Origin of the sequence: Mesorhizobium sp. J428, assembly GCF_024699925.1 — a bacterium.
In the GTDB taxonomy this organism is placed as follows: domain Bacteria; phylum Pseudomonadota; class Alphaproteobacteria; order Rhizobiales; family Rhizobiaceae; genus Mesorhizobium_A.
In genome coordinates, this window is record NZ_JAJOMX010000001.1 from 2,877,802 (window position 1) to 2,898,213 (window position 20,412).

17 protein-coding genes and 1 pseudogene are annotated in these 20,412 nt (G+C 66.2%); 4 read left to right on the top strand and 14 right to left on the bottom strand.

Annotated features, from left to right (window positions below):
- Positions 1-56 precede the first annotated feature (56 nt).
- From arsC to LRS09_RS14610, 7 genes are all read right to left on the bottom strand, one after another.
- A complete protein-coding gene (gene arsC, locus LRS09_RS14580) occupies positions 57-479 on the bottom strand; it encodes an arsenate reductase (glutaredoxin) (RefSeq protein WP_257807503.1) in 423 nt (140 codons plus the stop codon).
- Positions 476-1,165: an MIP/aquaporin family protein gene (locus tag LRS09_RS14585; RefSeq protein WP_257807504.1), complete on the bottom strand. Its 690-nt coding sequence runs from the start codon at positions 1,163-1,165 to the stop codon at positions 476-478. Before LRS09_RS14585 ends, arsC begins: the two co-directional genes overlap by 4 nt.
- A gap of 2 nt (positions 1,166-1,167) precedes the next feature.
- Positions 1,168-1,677 carry an arsenate reductase ArsC gene (locus tag LRS09_RS14590; protein WP_257807506.1) on the bottom strand — a complete coding sequence of 170 codons (510 nt, stop codon included), beginning with the start codon at positions 1,675-1,677 and terminating at the stop codon, positions 1,168-1,170.
- Positions 1,678-1,717: 40 nt separating this feature from the next.
- The gene (locus LRS09_RS14595; protein ID WP_257807507.1) at positions 1,718-2,050 is read right to left on the bottom strand and encodes a helix-turn-helix transcriptional regulator; all 333 of its coding nucleotides are present in this window, start codon (positions 2,048-2,050) and stop codon (positions 1,718-1,720) included.
- Positions 2,051-2,123: 73 nt separating this feature from the next.
- On the bottom strand, positions 2,124-2,753 hold the full coding sequence (locus LRS09_RS14600) for an FMN-binding negative transcriptional regulator (RefSeq protein ID WP_257807509.1): 630 nt from the start codon (positions 2,751-2,753) through the stop codon (positions 2,124-2,126).
- A gap of 11 nt (positions 2,754-2,764) precedes the next feature.
- Positions 2,765-3,628, bottom strand: coding sequence for a DMT family transporter (locus tag LRS09_RS14605; protein WP_257807510.1), 864 nt, complete (start codon positions 3,626-3,628; stop codon positions 2,765-2,767).
- A gap of 127 nt (positions 3,629-3,755) precedes the next feature.
- Positions 3,756-4,661: a LysR family transcriptional regulator gene (locus LRS09_RS14610; RefSeq protein WP_257807512.1), complete on the bottom strand. Its 906-nt coding sequence runs from the start codon at positions 4,659-4,661 to the stop codon at positions 3,756-3,758.
- A 97-nt stretch (positions 4,662-4,758) separates the two neighbouring features.
- Here LRS09_RS14610 and LRS09_RS14615 point away from each other — a divergent pair, with 97 nt between their 5' ends.
- Positions 4,759-5,748, top strand: a complete 990-nt coding sequence (locus LRS09_RS14615; RefSeq protein ID WP_257807513.1) for an NAD(P)H-binding protein — start codon at positions 4,759-4,761, stop codon at positions 5,746-5,748.
- A 101-nt stretch (positions 5,749-5,849) separates the two neighbouring features.
- On the opposite strand, the gene LRS09_RS14620 is transcribed toward LRS09_RS14615, so the two are convergent.
- Entirely contained in the window at positions 5,850-6,737 is an 888-nt protein-coding gene (locus LRS09_RS14620; protein ID WP_257807514.1) for a hypothetical protein, read from the bottom strand.
- 386 nt (positions 6,738-7,123) lie between these two features.
- On the opposite strand from LRS09_RS14620, the gene LRS09_RS14625 reads away from it, so the two are divergent.
- Complete coding sequence (locus tag LRS09_RS14625) at positions 7,124-7,495, top strand: endonuclease domain-containing protein (protein WP_257807515.1); 372 nt, start codon at positions 7,124-7,126, stop codon at positions 7,493-7,495.
- 260 nt (positions 7,496-7,755) lie between these two features.
- On the opposite strand, the gene LRS09_RS14630 is transcribed toward LRS09_RS14625, so the two are convergent.
- The 6 genes and pseudogenes from LRS09_RS14630 to LRS09_RS14650 form a co-directional block, all read right to left on the bottom strand.
- On the bottom strand, positions 7,756-9,654 hold the full coding sequence (locus LRS09_RS14630) for a hypothetical protein (protein ID WP_257807516.1): 1,899 nt from the start codon (positions 9,652-9,654) through the stop codon (positions 7,756-7,758).
- A 145-nt stretch (positions 9,655-9,799) separates the two neighbouring features.
- A pseudogene (locus LRS09_RS30300) lies at positions 9,800-9,909 on the bottom strand (phosphate acyltransferase); the annotation flags it as partial.
- Between the two features lie 98 nt (positions 9,910-10,007).
- Positions 10,008-11,348, bottom strand: a complete 1,341-nt coding sequence (locus tag LRS09_RS14635; RefSeq protein ID WP_257807517.1) for a GPP34 family phosphoprotein — start codon at positions 11,346-11,348, stop codon at positions 10,008-10,010.
- A gap of 5 nt (positions 11,349-11,353) precedes the next feature.
- A complete protein-coding gene (locus tag LRS09_RS14640; protein WP_257807518.1) occupies positions 11,354-11,884 on the bottom strand; it encodes a chromate transporter in 531 nt (176 codons plus the stop codon).
- A complete protein-coding gene (locus LRS09_RS14645; RefSeq protein WP_257807520.1) occupies positions 11,874-12,449 on the bottom strand; it encodes a chromate transporter in 576 nt (191 codons plus the stop codon). The genes LRS09_RS14640 and LRS09_RS14645 overlap by 11 nt, the downstream gene beginning before the upstream one ends.
- A gap of 73 nt (positions 12,450-12,522) precedes the next feature.
- Complete coding sequence (locus LRS09_RS14650) at positions 12,523-14,808, bottom strand: NADP-dependent malic enzyme (RefSeq protein WP_257807521.1); 2,286 nt, start codon at positions 14,806-14,808, stop codon at positions 12,523-12,525.
- Positions 14,809-14,916: 108 nt separating this feature from the next.
- Here LRS09_RS14650 and mutS point away from each other — a divergent pair, with 108 nt between their 5' ends.
- Complete coding sequence (mutS, locus tag LRS09_RS14655; RefSeq protein WP_257807522.1) at positions 14,917-17,679, top strand: DNA mismatch repair protein MutS; 2,763 nt, start codon at positions 14,917-14,919, stop codon at positions 17,677-17,679.
- Between the two features lie 248 nt (positions 17,680-17,927).
- Positions 17,928-20,396, top strand: a complete 2,469-nt coding sequence (locus LRS09_RS14660; protein WP_257807523.1) for an EAL domain-containing protein — start codon at positions 17,928-17,930, stop codon at positions 20,394-20,396.
- Positions 20,397-20,412: the final 16 nt, after the last annotated feature.

Here is a 20,412-nt window from a genome sequence, read left to right on the forward strand (position 1 = left end):
TGCGGGGGCAGCCTTCTCGTTCCCGCGCGACTGCAAATAGCCTCGGCGATGCGGCGCTACGATACCCTTCGTCCGCCGGCGTCGATCACCACCTCGCCGTCCTCCTTGACGAACGGGCCGATGTCCGGATTGGGGAGGATGTCGAGCACGGCTTCGGAAGGCCGGCACAGTCTGGTGCCGAGCGGGGTTTCGACGATCGGCCGGTTGATCAGGATCGGATGCGCCAGCATCATGTCGATCAATTCGTCGTCGCTCCATTTCGGGTCGGCCAGGCCGAGTTCCGAATAGGGCGTGCCCTTTTCGCGCAGCAGCGCGCGGGGCGTGATGCCCATCGCGCCGATCAGTTCCACCAGCCGCGCTCGCGACGGCGGCGTCTTCAGATATTCGATGACCACCGGCTCCTCGCCGGACTGGCGGATCATCGCCAGCGTGTTGCGCGAGGTGCCGCAGTCGGGATTGTGGTAGATGGTGACGGTCATTCGGCGGGTCTCGTCTCGAGGGCGTTTCGGGGGGTGGCAAGCAGCCAGCCGGCCACCAGCATGGCCAGCACCGCTCCCGCGAACTCGGCGGCAATGAAGCCCGGCAGGTCGGCCGGGCGGATGCCGGCGAAGGTGTCGGTGAAGGCGCGCGCGATGGCGACGGCCGGATTGGCGAAGGATGTAGAGGCGGTGAACCAGTAGGCCGCGGTGATGTAGAGGCCGACCAGCCACGGAATCGCATCGGAACGGAAGCGCAGGCCGGCCAGGATGGTGAACACCAGGCCGAAGGCCGCGACCGCCTCTGCGAGCCACTGGGCCGACCCGGTTCTCACCGTCGCCGACGCCTGCCAGATCGGCAGCTCGAACATGGCATGGGCGACGAGCGTGCCGACGATGCCGCCGATCACCTGGGCCGCGACGTAGGCGCCGGCCGCGTTCGCCCCGATCTCACGCCGCAGCGCGAAGACCAGCGTCACGGCCGGATTGAAATGCGCGCCGGACAGCGGCCCGAGGATGGTGATCAACACGACCAGGATCGCGCCGGTCGGCAGCGTGTTGCCGAGAAGCGCCAGGGCGACGTCGTCGGTCAGCCTGTCGGCCATAATTCCGGAGCCGACCACGGTCGCCACCAGGATGCCCGTGCCTAGCGCCTCGGCCACGAGCCGACGCGGAAGATCGATGCCCATCCTCATCCTGCCTTCGGCAGGTCGCGGCCGATCTCGCGGAGGCGCCCTTGCAGCGTCAGCCGGTCGAGCGATTTCAGCGGCAGCGAGACGAAGAGCGAGATGCGGTTGTTGAGCATGCGGTAGGCGTCGGCGAAGGCGAGGTGCTTCTCGGCCTCTGTGCCTTCGACTGCCGCCGGGTCCGGCACGCCCCAATGCGCCGTCATCGGCTGGCCCGGCCACACCGGGCAGGCCTCGTTGGCCGCGTTGTCGCAGACGGTGAAGACGAAATCCATCACCGGCGCATCCGGCACCGCGAACTCCTCCCAGTTTTTGGAGCGGGCGAAGGACGTGTCGTGGTTGAGGCTCTTCAGCAGTTGCAGCGCGTAGGGGTGGACCACGCCCTTTGGCTGCGAGCCGGCGGAGAAGGCGCGGAAGCGGCCCTGGCCGACCCGGTTCAAGATCGCCTCGGCAAGGATCGACCGGGCCGAGTTGCCGGTGCACAGGAACAATACGTTGTAGATCTGGTCGCTCATCTTGTTGTCCTCCCGGCCCGGCTGCGCGGGCCAAAACCTCTCAGCAGCGGCACGTGACGGCGTCGATGACCGGCCGGCAGAGTTCGGGCCGGCCCTCGCAGCAGTCTTCCATCAGATATGCAAGCAGGTCGCGGAATCCGGTCATGTCGGCCGTGTAGCGCACCGTCCGCCCGTCGCGCCCGGGACGGACCAGCCCGGCCTGCGCCAAGACCTTCAGATGCGCCGAGACCGTGTTTTGAACCGCGCCGAGCCGTTCCGCGATCTCGCCGGCCGGCACACCATCGGTGCCCGCGCGCACCAGCAGCCGGAAGATGTCGAGCCGGGTTTCCTGACCGAGGGCGGCAAGGGCGGCGAGGGATGATTTTGTGTCCATATATCCAAGTATCCGGATATATGAGCAGATACCATCGCTATATGACACGCATGTGACGGCAGTGGCGGTGCCGCTATCCCTCGCGCGGAACCAGCGCGCCGGCCTCGCGGTCGGATGCGCGATCGCTGGCGAGCAGGCCGGCGGCGACGCCGTCGCGGTCCGCCGCGCTGCGGTTCTGGCTCATCTTACGCTTGCCTTCGAGCCGGGTGATCGGCAGCCGCACGCCGACGATGCCCTTGAGCTGCGCCCTCACGAACGGCTCCGGCGCATCCGCGACCGCCCAGGGCGTCGCGCGGCCGGTCTCGTGCAGGTCGGTCAGGCGGCGCACCACGTCGAGCAGGCGCGCGTCATCCTCGTAGAACTCGGCGGGCCCGTAGGCGTGCACCGCGACGTAGTTCCACGTGGGCACCACCTTGCCGTGCTCGCGCTTGGCCTCGTACCAGGAGGGGGTGACATAGGCGTCCGGCCCGGAGAAAATGACCATTGCCTCGCCGATGGCCGGCAGCTTCCACTGCGGGTTGGCCTTGGCGAGATGGCCGTGCAGGACGATCTGCCCATCGCCGCCCTCCTCGAGAAACAGCGGCAGGGGCGTCGCCACGAGCCCTTCCGGCGTCGCCGTCACCAGCGTCGACAGGCGCGCGGCGCGGATGATCCGCTTCAGTTCGGCGGGATCGTCTTCGCGGAAGGCTGGAGGCACATACATGGCGAGGGCTCCTATCTGGCGAATCTGCGCGCGCCCGCGACGCAGGCGATGACGGCGACCGTAACGGCGAGCATCGCCGGTGTCACGCTCTCGCCGAGCAGCGTGGCGGCGAGCGCAAGGCCGAAGAAGGGCTGCAGCAGCTGCAGTTGCCCGACCGTGGCGATGCCGCCCTGGGCGAGGCCGCGATACCAGAAGATGAAGCCGATCAGCATCGAGAACAGCGAGACATAGGCAAGCCCGATCCAGGCCGGTGCCCCGATGCCGGCGAGGCTCGCCGGCATGGTGAGTGCGGCGAGCGCCGCCATGACCGGCAGCGACAGGACCAGCGCCCAGGAGATGACCTGCCACCCGCCCAGCGTGCGCGACAGCCGCGCGCCCTCGGCATAGCCGAGCCCGCAGACGACGACCGCCGCCAGCATCAGCGCGTCGCCGACCGGCGAGGCGGCCACGCCCTGCGACAGCGCGAAACCGGCGACCAGCGCGCTGCCGAGGAGGGAAAAGGCCCAGAAAGCGGGCTTGGGCCGCTCGCCGCCGCGCAGCACCCCGAAGATGGCGGTCGCGAGCGGCAAGAGGCCGATGAAGACGATGGAGCGCGCCGAGGTGATATGCTGCAGCGCCAGCGCCGTCAGCAGCGGGAAGCCGACGACGACGCCGAGCGCGACGACCAGCAGCGAGACGACGTCGCGCCGGGCCGGCCGGCTCTCCCGGAAGGCGACGAGCAGGCCGAGCGCGAGCACGCCGGCAATCGCCGCACGCGCGACCGTCAGGAACAGCGGGTCGAACCGCATGACCGCGACGCGCGTCGCCGGCAGCGAACCCGAGAAGATCACGACGCCGATCAGCCCGTTGATCCACGCGACGGCTGTCCTGTCCATTCCGCACCTCGTCCCAGCGCCCCCGCGCGGCGCGGACAATGCGTCAGGACTGGACCAAGATATTGGGCCACGCGGCGGAGTGTGGAGGGGCAGGGCGGAAGGCGGCCGGACGGGCTGCCGGAAAGCCCTAGCTGCGCAGCCCCCGCGACAGGAACGAGTCGACGAGCGAATCGAACACGGCGCGGACGCGCGGCACGCGGGCGAGGTTTTCGTGCGTCACGATCCAGGTCTCGATCACCGTCACCTCGATCTCCGGCAGAATGCGCACGAGGTTCGGGTCGCTCTCGCCGACGGGGACCTGGGCGATGCCGATGCCGACGCCGGCGCGGGTGGCGGCGATCTGCGCCGGGTGGCTGTCGGTGCGCAGCACGAAGCGGTCGCGCGAGAGCGTGCCGCCGAGCCGTTCGGCCAAGATCGCCGCGATGGCGAGGTCGGCACGGTTGCGGTCGGGGCCGATGATGTCGTGGTCGGCGATCTCCGACACGTCCGCGGGTGCGCCGCGCCGGGCGATATAGGCGCGCGAGGCGAACAGGCCGAGCGGGATCGCGGCGACCTTGCGCGCCACCAGCGCCTCCTGCTTCGGTGTCACGGTCCTCACCGCCACGTCCACCTCCTGCGCCAGCAGGTCGGCCGGGGCGTTGGAGAGCGACAGCTCGATGCGGATGCCGGGATGCTCGGTGCGCAGGCGGGCGAGCATCGCGGGGATGACCTCAACGCCCATGAACTCCGGCACGCTGATGCGCACGATGCCGGCAACTTCGCCGTCCGGCGCCGAGGCCTGCCGGACGAACAGGTCCGACGCCATCGCCATGGCGCGGGCGGGATCGCGCAGCGTCTCGGCGGTCTCGGTCGGCGTCAGGCCGTTCACCGAGCGGGTGAAGAGCACCGTGCCGAGCTCGCGCTCCAGCGCCTCGATGCGGCTGCGCACCGTTGGATGCGACAGGCCGAGCCGGCGCGCGGCGGCCGACAGGCTGCCTTCCTCGAGCACGGCGAGGAAGATGCGCTGGTCGTCCCAGGAGATCGGCAGGCTCATAAAAACATTACTAGCAGATGTTGGATAATTTGCAATTTTCTTTCATGTAGCGGAAGCCCACCTTCTGCCCATCGTGATGAACCGAGGAGTAGGACCGATGGACGGAAAGAGGACGGCGCTGGTGCTGGGCGCGACGGGCGGAATCGGCGGCGGCATTGACGCAGCACTCGTGAGGCATGGCTGGCGGGTGCGCGGCTTGGCGCGCAACCTGGAGGCCGCCGGCAGGGCCGGGCCGGCGAAGGTCGAGTGGGTCGCGGGCGACGCGATGCGGCGCGAGGATGTGGTGCGAGCGGCAACGGGCGCGGAGATCATCGTGCATGCGGTGAACCCGCCGAACTATGCCAACTGGGACACGCTGGTGCTGCCGATGATCGACAACACGATCGCGGCGGCAAGGGCGGCGGGGGCGCGCGTGGTGCTGCCGGGCACGATCTACAATTTCGACCCGGCTGAGACGCCGGTGCTCGGCGAGCATTCGCCGCAGCGGCCGAAGAGCCGCAAGGGCGCGATCCGCGTGGCGATGGAAAAGCGGCTGGAGGAGGCGGCACCCCAGGTGCCGTCGCTGATCCTGCGCGCGGGGGACTTCTTCGGCCCCGGCGTGCGATCGAGCTGGTTTGCGCAGGCCATGGTGGCGCCGGGCAAGCCGCTGCGCCGCATCGTCAATCCGGCGAAGGGGCCGGGGCACAGCTGGGCCTACCTTCCCGACCTCGCCGAAACCTTTGCCCGGCTGGTCGAGGCGCCGGCGCGGCTGCGCCCCTTCGAGCGGGTGCAGTTCGAGGGGCTCTACGACGACACCGGCGAGAGGATGGTGGAGGCGATCCGCCGCGCCGCCGGCCGCAGGCTCCCGGTCTACCGCTTCCCATGGTGGCTGATGCGGCTCGCGGCCCCGTTCGGCGGCCTGCCGCGCGAGGCGGCGGAAATCGCGCCGCACTGGCGCCACCCCTCGCGGCTCGACAATGGCCGCCTCGTCGAGCTGATCGGGCCCGAGCCGGCGACGCCGCTGGACGCCGCCGTGCGGGCGAGCCTCGCCGAGATGGGCTGCCTGGCAGACGCCGCGCAGCCGGCGCTGCGCGCAGCCTCGGCCTGAGCCGGCCTGTCCGGGGTTTTCGCGCAAGACGGCGCATCGTTATGGCCAGACAGCTATAACGATGCGCACGCAAAGGCTCGGGCCAAAATGCGCCCGGCGGGTCAGGATGTGTCCGGCTCCAGCGCCTCGCGGGCGAAGTAGCTCATGTCGCCGAGCATCGAGTGGATGTCGAGGCGGCGCGGGCCGGGCTTGATCTGCCCGGGCGGACGCCCGGGGCGGAACGGCCATTGGCGCACGTAGCGCAAGGCCGGCCCGGCCGCAGCACCGGCGGCCTGCCGTGCGCGCGCCTCGGCGGTGGCCTGCGCATCGGCCGCGGCGCGGGCCCGCCAGCGCGCGAAGCGCAGCGCCTGGCCCGGCACGTCGTCGAGGGCCGCGCGCAAAGCCGCGATGCGCCGGAACAGCCGGCCGGCATCGATCGGGTCTCCCGGTCGGCAGGGCGGGCGCACAGGCGCGGGCGGCGGCGCGCCGGGGCCGAGAGAGAGGATGCGCGGCACGTCGCGCGCGGGCCGCGGCCGCGGCGGGCCAGGCCGCGTCAAGGGATCGAGGAGCGGAAAGACGTAGGCGCGCGGCCGGGGCGCCTCGCCGCGAAAGGCGGCGATGCTCATGCCGCGCGGCAGCACGATGCCGGTGCCGGCGCCCGCGCGCACGAAGAGGCGGTTGCGCCGCAACGCCAGCCGCGGCCGCCCCGGCCCGACCTCCACCACCACGTCCCGCGCCGCCACGAAGATCAGCCGCCGCACGGCGGATTCGGCCGGCAGCAGGAGCCTGAGCACCGCGCGATAGGCGCGGCGGGGGAGCGTGGGCCTGCCTTCATCCGCCGCCCCGGCGCCCTGCGCCGCGCCCTGGCCGCCGGCCGCCTGAGGCGCCGCCGGGCCGTCGCCCGCGCCGGACGGGCGGCAGGGGTCCAGCCCGGCCATGGTCATCAGCACCTCCAGCACCCGCCTCAGCCTCTCCCAGTTCGTCTCGACCACTCCCTCCCACTCGATCACCGCGCCCTCCTTTCGTTGAGGCGGGGAGGAGTGTGCGGGAGGTGGCGAGGGGGGTGGATCAAAAAGCGCGACGTCCCCTTCTCCCCTTGTGGGAGAAGGTGTCGGCGAAGCCGACGGATGAGGGGTGTTGCGAGGAGCGGGACGGCGCAGAAGAGCCGGCGAAGGCGCGAAATCTGTCCACGCCACCGCCACCGCCTCACTCCGTCAGCCCTCCGCTATGGCTCCGGGCGTTCGCATCCTTTGGAAGGGTCCACTGGACCCTCCAATTCGCCTTCGGCGAACCGGGCGCTCACCCCCTCAACCGTCGCCTTTTCTCGGACTTGGCCGTCGCCAAGTCCGAGGGCGACACCTTCTCCCACAGGGGGAGAAGGGGTAAGGTCGCGTCTATGCCGCATCGGCCCACGCCACCTCGCAAGAAGGCCTTCGCCCGCGCCTTGCGGCACGAGCCGACGGAGGCCGAGGCCCGCCTGTGGGAGGAACTGCGCGACCGGCGACTCGACGGGATCAAGTTCCGACGGCAGGTGTCGTTCGATCCCTACATCGCCGATTTCTTCTGCGCGCAGGCGAAGCTGGTCATCGAGGTTGACGGATCGCAGCATGGAGGCTCGATCAGCGACCGGAGCCGGACGGCATTCTTCAACGGTCTCGGCCTCCGCGTCCTGCGGTTCTGGAACGACGAGGTGCTACAAGAGATGAGCCCCGTCTGCGACACGATCATCGCCTATGTTCGGGATCAGACATTGCAGCCGTGGCGATGACACGCGACGCCCCCTTCTCCCCTTGTGGGAGAAGGTGTCGGCGAAGCCGACGGATGAGGGGTGTTGGCAGGATCACGACTTTCAAGATTAGCTACCGCCTAGCCTCGCCGGCCCCGCGAAACCGCCACCGCCTCACTCAGTCCAGCATCCCTCATCCGTCGCGTTGTCTCGGACTTGACCGCTGGCAAGTCCAAAGACCACACCTTCCCCGTAAAGAGAGTTGCGCCCTAAAGCTGGTGAAAATAATAAACGATAGTCAATCACCCTTGAGTGAAATCATCGCGTAACTGACGCTGCTCATTCGCATGTGCGGAAACTATACTGTCCACATTTATCTCGACAATCTTCTGATACAAGACTTCAGGCGACAAGACATCTACCTGATCAGTAACAGATTTTGTTTCTGGTGCTGCACCCAAAATCTCACTCACTGCAGATAGGCGAGAGTCAGTAGTCTCGATGTGTTCTAGAATAGCCTTGTGGCTAAGGCCATCATACAGCCCACTTACAAAATGCCTCGCATTGTTGACGATCCCATCGAGGGCTTCGCCACCTTTCTTGTCGGAGCGCAACCCCAATATCTTGCCGTAGTCCACAGCATATATAGCGAAAGAGCGAACCTTCAGTCCGTCAACGTCGAAGTACTCATAGTTGTTATCAATTAAATGTATTATGCGTTGCGCCCAAAGGTCTTTAAGGGCATCGCTTGCAGCGTCAATATCCTTTGAAACAGAGAAAATCTTTGACTTATTGCTAAGGCATTTCATAAAAATGCTGTCAAATAACTTTAGAGAACTGATAGATGCGTCAGGAAAATTCGCGATCTTAGTGGTCGTGAAATAACTTATCACAGATGCTTGGACAGCTCTCAAAGTTATAGGAAGGTGGGCTGCCCCGTGAGTCGCGCAACATTCAGCAACCATCGCTAGGAAATCTCTAGGATTGCCCTCGGATGCTCGAACAAAATAGTCAAAAGCATCAGCAGATTCGAAAATGTGAGTAAATAATCTCTCAAATATCCTTGTAACGTTGCCGATCACAATTTTCTTGTCATAGTAAAAGTCATAGTCGTACTTGCTAAGGGCATACTCTTCAAGAAGGTGCTTTATTAGAATATATAAAAGAAAGTGTCGAACTGCCCGTCTGTCTAAGTCAAAAGTAAATATATGATTTAGGTCAGCTAACTCCGTAATATCTATCCCGGGCTGAAGACCTATCCTCCGACTTTTGACTGTTGCCGTAAATTGAGTAAGGAATTTAAGTGCGGCAATTTTACATGATATCCGATTAGAAGTGCCAATTGTCCGTCTTAGCAATTCAGAAAATATGGGCTGTACTGAGGTGTCAATCTGAGACCACTCGTCAATCAAAATAACTATTTGTTCTACTTGCAGGGCCTCGACTAACTCATCAAGTCCTTCTCTGATTTCAGCGAAGTCAATGAAATGGCTTGCTTTAATCACCAGTTCGACAAATTCCTCTCGGGAAGTCGAGGCTGACGCAGACCCACTAAGTTTCGCATCGGCGCCAACTGCAGAAAGTGCGATTCCAGCGTCACCTTGTTTTGCGGTTTCATTTTTTGTTCGGATGGACTTTGTATAACCATTGATGCGTTCGCGCATCCGCTGGCCATCCAGCGATTTCCGGAGGCGTTTGATAGCAGCTTTGAATTTGCTTTGAACGGCTTGGCTTTTTAGATGAGACCACGTATCGGCGTGGCGCTCATCAATATTTTCAACCTGCTTAACGAAAGTCGCGATTTGCTCAATGCAGCCATTTAGAAAGCCCGAAAAAAAGCTCTCGACGATGTCTTCTTCAGTTAGATCCGGTGAAATTCGGCTTATATCAAGCATCCGCATGTCAAAATATACAGGAAGAACCCTATATTTCGCGAAGTTGTGAAGACAAATCTCCTCAAAGCATTTTAGTATATGCGTCTTACCGGTTCCATTGCGTCCATATATTACTTGTGTATTTCGACTGGAGAGTAGATCAAGGTCAATAACAGGGACAAAGCTCGGAAAAAAGGCAGATAGGTCGCTAGATTTTTCAGCCCTATGCCGAAGCGACGAGAGAAGCCCAAGAATTTCCGTGTCAGAGAAACCTGACGATTCACCCGTCTTGGCAGTCTTATTTTGTTGAGGCGTTTTCTTTATCATAACGTCTTTTCATGCTCTGGACCGCAGTCCTACCGATGCGACTCGCTAGCATCTAAGGATGCCATATACGGATTACCCTTAATAGGGCTTCAGCTTAAAAGCGGCTCAACAGTAATTGTACGCAAACGGGAGGTGTAACCTTACTTTACTGTCCCGCATTATACGCGGCAATCGCCGCCGTATTGACGATATCACCGTCCTTAGCGCTCAGCCCACGATCTGCACCGGCTTGTTGAGCCCCACCAGCAGCGGGTTGAGGATGTTGGAGTCACTGAGTTCCTGAGGAATCTCGGGCGATGTTCTCCTTGCAGGACAATGCACTTGCGGAGCCCCGGATGAGCCGCCCCGTCCCCTCACCCGATCCTGTTCAGCGCCACCCTTTCCAAAAACTCCCCATACCCCCCGACGATGCCGTTGCCGATGGGGATGCCGCGGGCAAGCACGCGGAGGGCGGTGAGGTAGCGGCTTTCGAGGCTGATCGAGTGGAATTTGCGCTGGTCCACCCAGAGGGTGGCCAGCTCCACATGCACGCCGAAGACGCCCTGATAGTCGCGCCGCGTCTTGACGACCTCGATCACGCTCGGCCGGTAGCCGGTGGCGGACAGGGCGGCGAGCAGCTCGTCGCGGCTCGCGAGCCTGGCCTGGATCTCGTTGAAGCGCGGGAAGATCGCGGCGAGGACGGAGGCCTTGGTGGGGAAGGTGATCTTCTCGCTGGGGGCAAAGGCGCTGAACTCGTCGAAGGCCTCGATGATCGGCTTGACCTTCAGGCCCTCGCCCCTGAACTTGATGTTGTCCCGCTTGCCGTGCACGAACAGGTAGACGTCGCGGTTCTTCTCCTCGGCACGGTCCACCTTGTCCTTGAGGCGGCCGAAGCTCAGCGGGATGTCTACGGCATCGTCGGCCGGCCAGAAGGCGCGCCACTCCCATGTCGTCTTGGAACGCATATAGGCGGGGTGCGCGGCGGCGGATTTCTTCTTCGCAGGCTTCGCCGGCTTCGGGGCGTCGCCGGATGCGAGCAGATAGGTGCCGAGCCGCTGGCGCATGACGACGAGGGCGTCGGCGACGCCGCGGCCGACCAGGTCCATCCGGCGCAGCGCATCCACGCGGCCGTCGTGGCGCGGGAGCCACCTGTCCGGATAGGCGCGTTCGAACACGGCGCCGATCATGCCGCAGGCATGGAGCAGCGAAATCAGCGCGGCCTGTTCCGGGTCGGGCAGGTCGTCGGTCTCGATCAGCGCCATCAGCGGATCGCGGATGCGGGCGACCTCGGCGGCGGCATGGCCGACGATCTTCGACTGGACGAAGCCCCACAGGATCTTCTGCGCGCGGACGTGCACGGCGCCCTTGGCGGCGAGGGAGGCGAGCGTCTCGGAGCGCAATTCGCCGACGCGGCCGACCACCTCGTTGAGCATCACGGCCATCGGGACCCTGCCGCCGAGGCGGTCGAGGATGTTCAGCGCAAGCGGCGGGCCGGCGGCGTCCGGATCGGTTGGCCGGACGGCGAAGACGGTGTCGACGTCGCTGTCGATCCTGTCCTGGAACGACAGGTCCATCAGATGGGCCCCGGCCAGGGCGAAGTCCGCATCCGACCAGGCGGCAAGGGAGCCTGCGGCCTTCGGCGCGGCGAGGCTCAAAAGCGTGAAGGCTTCGGCGATCGAAAAGCCGTCCGGGGAGGTGGACGAGAGGGGACGCACGAGGGTCACCGCCATGCGGGGAGGAGATAGGACAGCGCGCCGCCGGCCGCGCCGAGGCCGAGGATGACGGCGATCGGGCTGGTCCGCGTGCGGACGATCAGGAGATAGGACAGGACCGCGAGCGCGACGGTGATCGGCCCGGTCAGCGCGGTCTTGGCCACGGCGTAGATGCCGGAGCACATCAGGCCGATCGAGATCGGTTCGAGGCCGTTCTGCACCGCGCGCCGCCAGGGCGTCTCGCCGATCCTGTTCCAGACCCGGCCGACCCAGAGGCACAGCACGCTGGACGGGACGAAGAAGGCCAGACCGGCCACGAGCGCCGCGAGCGCGCCGCCGATCTGGGCGCCGAGCAGCACGACCATCGTCATGTTGGGGCCCGGCGCAAGCTGGCCGATGCCGTAGGTCTTGATGAACACCTCCGGGCCGATGCCGAACTGCGCCGAAAGCACCTCCTGCATCTCGTGCAGCACGGCCGTCCCGCCGCCCACCGCGAAGACGGACAACAGGACAAAGGTGAGGGCGAGCTTAACCAGCATCCGGCCGCTTCGCTTTCGCCGGGCGGTTGAGGACGATCGCGACCGGCGCCACGATCATCAGCACCTGCGGCAGGGAGAGGCCGGCAATGCTCATCAGCACGAAGGTGAGGAGCGCAATGGCGAGATATTTCAGCTCGAAGATGCGGCCCTCGGCCAGCCGGACGGTGACCGAGGAGAGGAGGCCGACGGCCGCCGCTGCGACGCCGACGAGGAAGTAGCCGGCGACGGCGCTGTCGGGATTGCTGAGATAGAGCATGCCGACGGCGACGACGAAGAGGCAGCCCGGCAGCAGCAGGGCGGCCGCGGCGACGAAGGCGCCCACCGTGCCGCGCAGCCTGTCGCCCGCCAGGACCGCGATGTTGACGGCGTTGAGCCCGGGCATCGTCTGGCTGATGGCGAGCATGGCCTTGAACTCGTCGAGGCTGAACCAGCGCTTCTTCTCGGTGAGCAGGATCTTCTGATAGGCGACGACGCCGCCGCCGAAGCTCGCCGCGCCGACGATGAGGAACTCCCGGAAGATCTCGCCGAGGAGCGCGGCTTTCCTTTCAACGACCAGTTCCGTCATCGACCCCGCCCGGCTTCCTCAGCCCGACCCGTATCAAAGCCCTCCGCCGGCGGCCTTGCGGGCCGCCGGGTTCTCACGCGCCTGCGTTATACGCCGCGATCGCGGCCATGTTGACGATGTCAGAGTCCTTCGCCGACAGGCCCACGATCTGCACCGGCTTGTTCAGCCCCACCAGCATCGGGCCGATGACCGTGCAGCCGCCGAGTTCCTGCAGCATCTTGGTCGAGATCGAGGCGGAGTGGAAGGCGGGCATGACGAGCACGTTGGCCGGGCCGGAGAGGCGGCAGAACGGGTAGCGCTGCTGCTGGAGGCGGTAGTCCAGCGCGACGTCGGCTGCCATCTCGCCGTCATATTCGAAATCGACGCGGCGCTTGTCGAGGATCTTCACCGCCTCCTGAACCCGCTCGGAGCGCTCGCCGGCTGGGTGGCCGAAGGTAGAGTAGGCGAGCATCGCCACGCGCGGCTCGTAGCCCATGCGGCGGGCGAAGCCGGCGGTCTCCTCGGCGATGTCGGCGAGCTCCTCGGCGTTCGGCATGTCGTGCACGGCGGTGTCGGCGACGATGACCGTGCGGCCGCGGCAGAGCGCGAGCGAGACGCCGACGACGCGGTGGCCGGGCTTGGCGTCGATGACGCGGCGCACGTCCTCAAGTGCCGTCGAGTAGTTGCGGGTGACGCCGGTGACCATCGCGTCGGCGTCGCCCAGCGCCACCATGCAGGCGGCGAAGTGGTTGCGGTCGTTGTTGATCAGCCGCTGGCAGTCGCGCAGCAGGAAGCCTTTCCGCTGCAACTTCTCGTAGAGATGGTCGGCATAGATGGCGTTGCGGCGCGACAGGCGCGCGTTGATGACCTCGATGCCCTGCTTGTTCAAGTCGACGCCGGCATTGCGCGCGTTCTCGCGCACGACCTCCTCGCGGCCGACGAGGATGGCGGTGCCGAGCTTCTGGTTCACATAGGAGACGGCGGCGCGCATCACCTGCTCCTCCTCGCCCTCGGCGAAGACGGTGCGCTTGGGCTGGCGGCGCACGCGGTCGTAGATGCGCTGCAGGGTCGAGGCGATCGGGTCGCGGCGGGCCGACAGCTCCTGCGCGTAGCGGTCGAAGTCGAGGATCGGCCGGCCGGCGACGCCCGAATCGATCGCCGCCTTGGCGACGGCGACGGGAATGGCCGAGATCAGGCGCGGGTCGAACGGGACCGGGATGATGTAGTTCGGGCCGAACTTGGGCCGGTTGCCCTGGTAGGCGGCGGCGACATCGTCGGGTACGTCCTCGCGGGCGAGCGCGGCGAGTGCGCGCGCCGCGGCGATCTTCATCGGCTCGTTGATGGTGGTGGCGCGGACGTCGAGCGCACCGCGGAAGATGTAGGGGAAGCCGAGCACGTTGTTGACCTGGTTCGGATAGTCCGAGCGGCCGGTGGCCATGATGGCGTCGGTGCGGATCTCGGCGACTTCCTCCGGCGTGATCTCCGGATCGGGATTGGCCATGGCGAAGATGATCGGGTTCTTGGCCATCGACTTGATCATCGCCGGCGTCAGCGCGCCCTTGGCCGAGAGGCCGAAGACGATGTCGGCGCCGTCCATGGCGTCGGCGAGCGTGCGCGCGTCAGTCTTGACGGCATGGGCCGATTTCCACTGGTTCATGCCCTCGGTGCGGCCCTGATAGACCACGCCCTTGGTATCGCAGAGAATGACGTTTTCGGGCGAAAAGCCCATCGACTTGATGAGCTCGATGCAGGCGATGCCGGCGGAGCCGGCGCCGTTGCAGACGAGCTTGGCCGTCTTCATGTCGCGGCCGGTGATCTCCAGCGCGTTGATGAGGCCGGCGGTGGCGATGATGGCGGTGCCGTGCTGGTCGTCGTGGAAGACCGGGATGTTCATCAATTCGCGCAGGCGCTGCTCGATGATGAAGCACTCCGGCGCCTTGATGTCCTCGAGGTTGATGCCGCCGAAAGAGGGGCCGAGCAGCTTGACGCAGTTGATGAACTCGTCGGCGTCCTCGGTCTCGACCTCGAGGTCGATGGAATCGACGTCGGCGAAGCGCTTGAACAGCACCGCCTTGCCTTCCATGACCGGCTTCGAGGCGAGCGCGCCGAGATTGCCGAGGCCGAGGATCGCGGTGCCGTTGGAGATGACGGCGACCATGTTGCCGCGCGTGGTGTAATCATAGGCGCGCGACGGATCCTCGGCGATCGCCTTCACGGGAACCGCGACGCCGGGCGAGTAGGCAAGCGACAGGTCGCGCTGCGTCGCCATCGGCTTGGTGGGGGAAATCTCCAGCTTGCCGGGCCGGCCCATTGAGTGGAAGTCGAGCGCTTCCTGCGCGGACACCTGCGGTCCGCCCTCGTTCCTGTCCCTCGGTGCCATGCGTGTTCCTGCCCAGTCGCGTTTCTTTTGTGGAGCGTTCGGGATTAAGGCTACACTTCGCCCTCGTAAAGCGACAAGCAGGGGAACCGAGAGAATTTCGCCGAGACGATGAACCAGTCCTTCGCGCAGCCGTCAGACATCACGCCGCTTGCCGGCGAGGACGCGACCGCCCCGGCCGCGCCGATCCCCTCTGCTGCGGGCGCGACGCCGATGATGGAGCAGTTCATCGAGATCAAGGCGGCGAACCCGGACTCGATCCTGTTCTACCGCATGGGCGACTTCTACGAGATGTTCTTCGCCGATGCGGAGATCGCCAGCCGGGCGCTGGGCATCACGCTGACCAAGCGCGGCAAGCATGCGGGCGAGGACATCCCGATGTGCGGCGTGCCGGTGCATGCGGCCGACGATTACCTGCAGAAACTGATCGGCCTCGGCTACCGCGTCGCGGTGTGCGAGCAGGTGGAGGACCCGGCCGAGGCGAAGAAGCGCGGTTCGAAGTCGGTGGTGCGGCGTGACGTGGTGCGGCTGGTGACGCCCGGCACGATCACAGAGGAGAAGCTGCTCGACGCCAACGAGGCGAGCTATCTCATGGCGCTGGGTCGCGTGAGGGGCGAGGAGGCGCGGCTGGCGCTCGCCTGGATCGACATCTCGACCGGCGCGTTCCGTGTCGCGGAGACGATGCCGGACCGGCTGCTCGCCGACATCCTCCGGGTCGATCCGCGCGAGCTGATACTGGCCGATCCGGTGTTCCACGATCCGCAGCTGCGGCCCGTGCTGGACGTGATCGGCCGCAGGGCGAACCCGCAGCCGCCGATCCTGTTCGATTCGGCGACCGCCGAGACGCGCATTTCGCGCTATTTCGGCGTGGCGACGCTGGACGGGTTCGGGAAGTTCTCCCGGCCCGAACTGTCGGCCATCGCGGGCGCCATCGCCTATGTCGAGAAGACGCAGAAAGCCGAGCGCGCGCCGCTGGCGCGCCCGGAGCGCGAGGAGGCGGGTGCCGCGCTGTTCATCGACGCGGCCACGCGGTCGAACCTGGAACTGCTGCGCACCCTGTCCGGCAGCCGCGACGGCAGCCTGGTGAAGGCGGTGGACCGCACGGTGACGGGCGGCGGAGCGCGGCTGCTCGCCGAGCGGATCATGTCGCCGCTGACCGATCCCGATGCGATCAACCAGCGGCTGGATTCGGTGTCCTTCTTCCGCGCCGAGCCGCGGGTCTGCGAGGCCGTGCGCGTGGCGCTGAAGGGTGCGCCCGACATGCCGCGGGCGCTGTCGCGGCTGGCGCTGAACCGCGGCGGGCCGCGCGACATGGGAGCGCTGGCGGCCGGGCTGAAGGCGGCGCGCGAAATCGCCGGCCTGTTTGCGGACCGGCCGCAGCCGAGCGAGATCGCGACGGCGGTCGAGGCGATGAAGGCGCTGCCGGCGGCCCTGGGCGAGCATCTCGACCGGGCACTTTCCGACGAGCTGCCGCTTTTGAAGCGCGACGGCGGCTTCGTGCGGGCCGGCTATGACGACGAGCTGGACGAGATGCGGGCGCTGCGCGACCAGTCGCGGCGGGTGATCGCCGGCATGGAGCGCGACCTGATCGAGGAGACGGGCATCCGCTCGCTGAAGATCCGGCACAACAACGTGCTCGGCTACTACATCGAGGTGACGGCGAACCATCACGAGACCATGACCGGCACCGACGCCGCCAAGGCGCGCTTCATCCACCGCCAGACCATGGCGAGCGCGATGCGGTTCACCACCACCGAGCTTGCGGGGCTGGAGACCAAGATCGCCAATGCCGCCGACCGGGCGCTGACCGTCGAGCTTGCCGTGTTCGACCGGCTGCTCAGCGAGATCGTCGCGGAGGCGGATGCGATCAGAGCAGGGGCCGGGGCGCTGGCCGTGCTCGACGTATCGTCCTCCTTTGCCTACCTCGCCGAGCGCGAGGACTATGCGCGGCCGCTGGTCGACGCATCGCTCGCCTTCCGCATCGAGGGCGGGCGCCATCCGGTGGTCGAGCAGGCGCTCAGGCGTCAGGCCGCCGACCCCTTCGTCGCCAACGACGCCGACCTCTCGCCGCAGGGCAACGACCGCCATGGCGCGATCTGGCTTTTGACCGGCCCGAACATGGGCGGCAAATCGACGTTCCTGCGCCAGAACGCCCTGATCGCCATACTGGCGCAGGCGGGTTCCTTCGTGCCGGCGAGAGCCGCGCATATCGGCGTGGTGGACCGGCTGTTTTCGCGTGTCGGGGCGTCCGACGACCTGGCGCGCGGGCGCTCGACCTTCATGGTCGAGATGGTCGAGACATCGGCGATCCTGAACCAGGCGGGCGAGCGCGCGCTGGTGATCCTCGACGAGATCGGCCGCGGGACGGCGACCTATGACGGCCTGTCGATCGCCTGGGCGGCGGTGGAATATCTGCACGAGAAGAACCGCTGCCGCGCGGTCTTCGCCACGCATTTCCACGAGCTGACCGTGCTCGCCGGCAAGCTGCCGCGGCTGCACAACGTGACCATGCGGGTGAAGGAATGGGAGGGCGACGTCGTCTTCCTGCACGAGGTCGGCAAGGGCGCGGCCGACCGATCCTATGGCCTGCAGGTGGCGCGGCTCGCGGGCCTGCCCGACGCAGTGGTCGAGCGCGCCAAGGCGGTGCTGACGGAACTGGAGGCGGGCGAGACCTCGGGCAAGGCCTCGCGGCTGGCCGACGACCTACCGCTGTTCAGCGCGGCGGTGCGGCGCGAGCCGGCGCCGAAGCCGGCGCGACAGGACGACGCGGCGCGGCCGTTGGTCGAGGCGGTGACCGCACTTCATCCCGACGAAATGACGCCGCGCGAGGCGCTCGAGGCGCTCTACCGGCTGAAGGGCCTGACGCCGCAGTAGAGACGGTATTCTGGACAAGGACAGGGCGATTCTTCCGCGTCCTCCGGACGATTTCGACAGGACGGCTACAAGGCCTGCGAAATACAGGTGGGTCGTTACATTTCACCCCCTTTGCTCTAGCAATTCCTTAAACTCCGGACATCATCATCCCGCGTGGGACGGAGCGGCGCCTGTGAGGTACCGTATCGGGGAGTCGGCTGCACCGCTGCGCGGGAATATCCCCGCCGCAGCGCTCATGAGGGTCGCTAGTGGACGTCAAGCGCGATACGGACAGGGCGCGCTACACGCCGGGACGGCTGCTTGCCGTCATCTGGCCTTTTGCGATCGTCGTGCTTGCCCAGACGCTTATCGCGTCGCTGAGCATCTACACCCTGTCCGCCGTTCGCGGCTATGTCGCCGGCGAGAGCATGTGGTCGAAGGGCTACAAGCAGGCCATCCATTCGCTCGAACACTACGTCACGAGCGGTGACGTGGACGACTTCCGCCGCTTCGAGAGCGCCGCCGGCATCCCACTCGGGGACCGGAAGGCGCGGCTCGCTCTCCAGTCCTCGCCGCCAGATCTCGATCGCGCACGCCAAGGGCTGCTGACCGGCCGCAATCATCCGAGCGACATTCCCGGCATGATCTGGCTCTTCCGCTATTTCGGCGCGATGCCTTATCTCGCGGACGCGATCGAGAAATGGTCGCTGGCGGATCCCAAGATCGTCGAACTGTTCGAGATCGGGCACGGCATCAAGCGCGAGCGCGACGGGATGACGGAGATCAGCCGGGCTCAGATGGACGCCTGGATCTCACGCATCGATGCGCTCGACCAGGAGATCAACCCGCTTACGCTGCAGTATGCGGAGGCGCTTGGACGAGGCTCGCGCGCGATCACCTACTTCCTCTTCGGCGTCAACGTCGTGTCCGCGCTGCTGTTGATTCTGCTCGCCGGCATCCGCACGCGCGGCCTGCTGATCCAGCGCGCGGGGTTCGAGGTGGCACTGATCGCCGAGCGGGCGCGCGCGAACGTCACACTCGCCTCGATCGGACAAGCGGTGCTGACGACCGACCATGAGGGCCGGCTTTTGTTTCTCAACCGCGTGGCCGAGAAGCTCTTGGATGTGAAACCGGAGGAGGCCAGGCAGGCGCGGATCACCGACCTGTTCTCGTTCGACGACGACAATACGCGGCACACGGTGAGCGCAACGCTCGAAACGCTCTTCGAAGGTGGTTCGGTGACCTCGACACTGACACCGAGAATGCTGATCCGCCGCGACGGGCGCCGCGTGCCGGTGTCGATGGTGGCCGCGCCGCTGAGAATGGACGGCAAGGTGTCGGGCGCGGTGATCGTGCTGCACGACATGACGCGCGAGAACGAATATATCAGCCGACTGTCGCACCAGGCGACGCATGACGCGCTGACGGGCCTCGCCAACCGGCGCGCCTTCGAGACGCGGCTGGAGGAACTGATCGCCGGACTGGCCGAGACGCCGGCCTCGCACGCGATGATGTTCATCGACCTCGACCAGTTCAAGATCGTCAACGACACCTGCGGGCACGCGGCCGGCGACGAACTGCTGAAGCAGGTCACGGGCGCACTGGGGCAGAGCCTCGCGCCGTCGGACATGCTCGCCCGCATTGGCGGCGACGAATTCGGCGTCGTCCTGCCCGGCCGTTCGATGGAGGATGCCGCGGTCGTGGCGGAGCGGCTGCGCGTCGCGGTCCAGGACCTGGATTTTAGCTGGAAGGGGCGCGCCTTTGCGATCAGCGCCAGCATCGGCCTGATCGAGCTGTCCCATCCCTCGACCTCGCTGGAGGAGGCGCTGCAGGCGGCCGACGTCGCCTGCTATCTCGCCAAGGAAAAGGGCCGCAACCGCGTCCAAACGCATATTTCGGGCGACACGGAGCTGGAGGCGCGGATCGGCGAGATGGCCTGGGTGCAGCGCATCCGCCGCGCGACGGAGGAGGACGGGTTCCTGTTCCTGGCGCAGGAGATCGTCCCCCTGTCGGAACCGGAGACCGGCGGACGGCACATCGAGCTGCTGCTGCGCCTTGCCGACGCCAACGGTGGCTATGTGACGCCGGCGGCGTTCATGCCGGCGGCGGAGCGCTTCGGCCTGATGCCGCTCATCGACCGCTGGGTGGTGTCGCACGCCTTCCAGGCGATCGGCGCGCATCTGGCCGATCCGGACGCGCCGGAAATCTCGACCTGGGCGATCAACCTCTCCGGCCAGACCATCGGCGACACCGAGTTCAGTGCCTTCGTGCGCGGCGAGTTCCGTCGCCACGGCGTGCCGCACGACCTTGTCTGCTTCGAGATCACCGAGACGAGCGCGATCTCGAACCTGGCCACCGCGCGATCCTTCATCGAGGGGATGAAGGAGTTCGGCTGCCGCTTCTCACTGGATGATTTCGGCACCGGCATGTCCTCCTTCGGCTATCTGAAGAAGCTGCCGGTCGACTATCTCAAGATCGACGGCAGCTTCGTGAAGGATATCGTCGAGGACAATATCGACCGCGCCATGGTCGAGACGATCCACCGGATCGGCCACATCACCGGCAAGAAGACGATCGCGGAGTTCGTCGAGAACGAGGCCATCCTCGCCGCGCTGAGGGAGATTGGGGTCGACTACGCGCAGGGCTACGGCGTCGCCCCGCCTATGCCGCTGGCCGAGTTCCGGCGGCAGGTGACCGGCTGCCGGCAACGGTCCGGGCCGCTGAAGCGCGTCGTCTAGGCCGGCCGGACTGGCC

Bases quoted from the DNA above. Each gene is read 5' to 3' on its own strand.
- LRS09_RS14645 (WP_257807520.1), bottom strand. From the start codon at position 12,449: ATGACGGAACTGGTCGTTGAAAGGAAAGCCGCGCTCCTCGGCGAGATC.
- LRS09_RS14615 (WP_257807513.1), top strand. From the start codon at position 4,759: ATGGACGGAAAGAGGACGGCGCTGGTGCTGGGCGCGACGGGCGGAATC.
- LRS09_RS14590 (WP_257807506.1), bottom strand. From the start codon at position 1,677: ATGAGCGACCAGATCTACAACGTATTGTTCCTGTGCACCGGCAACTCG.
- LRS09_RS14630 (WP_257807516.1), bottom strand. From the start codon at position 9,654: ATGATAAAGAAAACGCCTCAACAAAATAAGACTGCCAAGACGGGTGAA.
- LRS09_RS14610 (WP_257807512.1), bottom strand. From the start codon at position 4,661: ATGAGCCTGCCGATCTCCTGGGACGACCAGCGCATCTTCCTCGCCGTG.
- LRS09_RS14640 (WP_257807518.1), bottom strand. From the start codon at position 11,884: ATGCTGGTTAAGCTCGCCCTCACCTTTGTCCTGTTGTCCGTCTTCGCG.
- LRS09_RS14625 (WP_257807515.1), top strand. From the start codon at position 7,124: ATGCCGCATCGGCCCACGCCACCTCGCAAGAAGGCCTTCGCCCGCGCC.
- arsC (WP_257807503.1), bottom strand. From the start codon at position 479: ATGACCGTCACCATCTACCACAATCCCGACTGCGGCACCTCGCGCAAC.
- mutS (WP_257807522.1), top strand. From the start codon at position 14,917: ATGAACCAGTCCTTCGCGCAGCCGTCAGACATCACGCCGCTTGCCGGC.
- LRS09_RS14595 (WP_257807507.1), bottom strand. From the start codon at position 2,050: ATGGACACAAAATCATCCCTCGCCGCCCTTGCCGCCCTCGGTCAGGAA.
- LRS09_RS14585 (WP_257807504.1), bottom strand. From the start codon at position 1,165: ATGGGCATCGATCTTCCGCGTCGGCTCGTGGCCGAGGCGCTAGGCACG.
- LRS09_RS14650 (WP_257807521.1), bottom strand. From the start codon at position 14,808: ATGGCACCGAGGGACAGGAACGAGGGCGGACCGCAGGTGTCCGCGCAG.
- LRS09_RS14605 (WP_257807510.1), bottom strand. From the start codon at position 3,628: ATGGACAGGACAGCCGTCGCGTGGATCAACGGGCTGATCGGCGTCGTG.
- LRS09_RS14600 (WP_257807509.1), bottom strand. From the start codon at position 2,753: ATGTATGTGCCTCCAGCCTTCCGCGAAGACGATCCCGCCGAACTGAAG.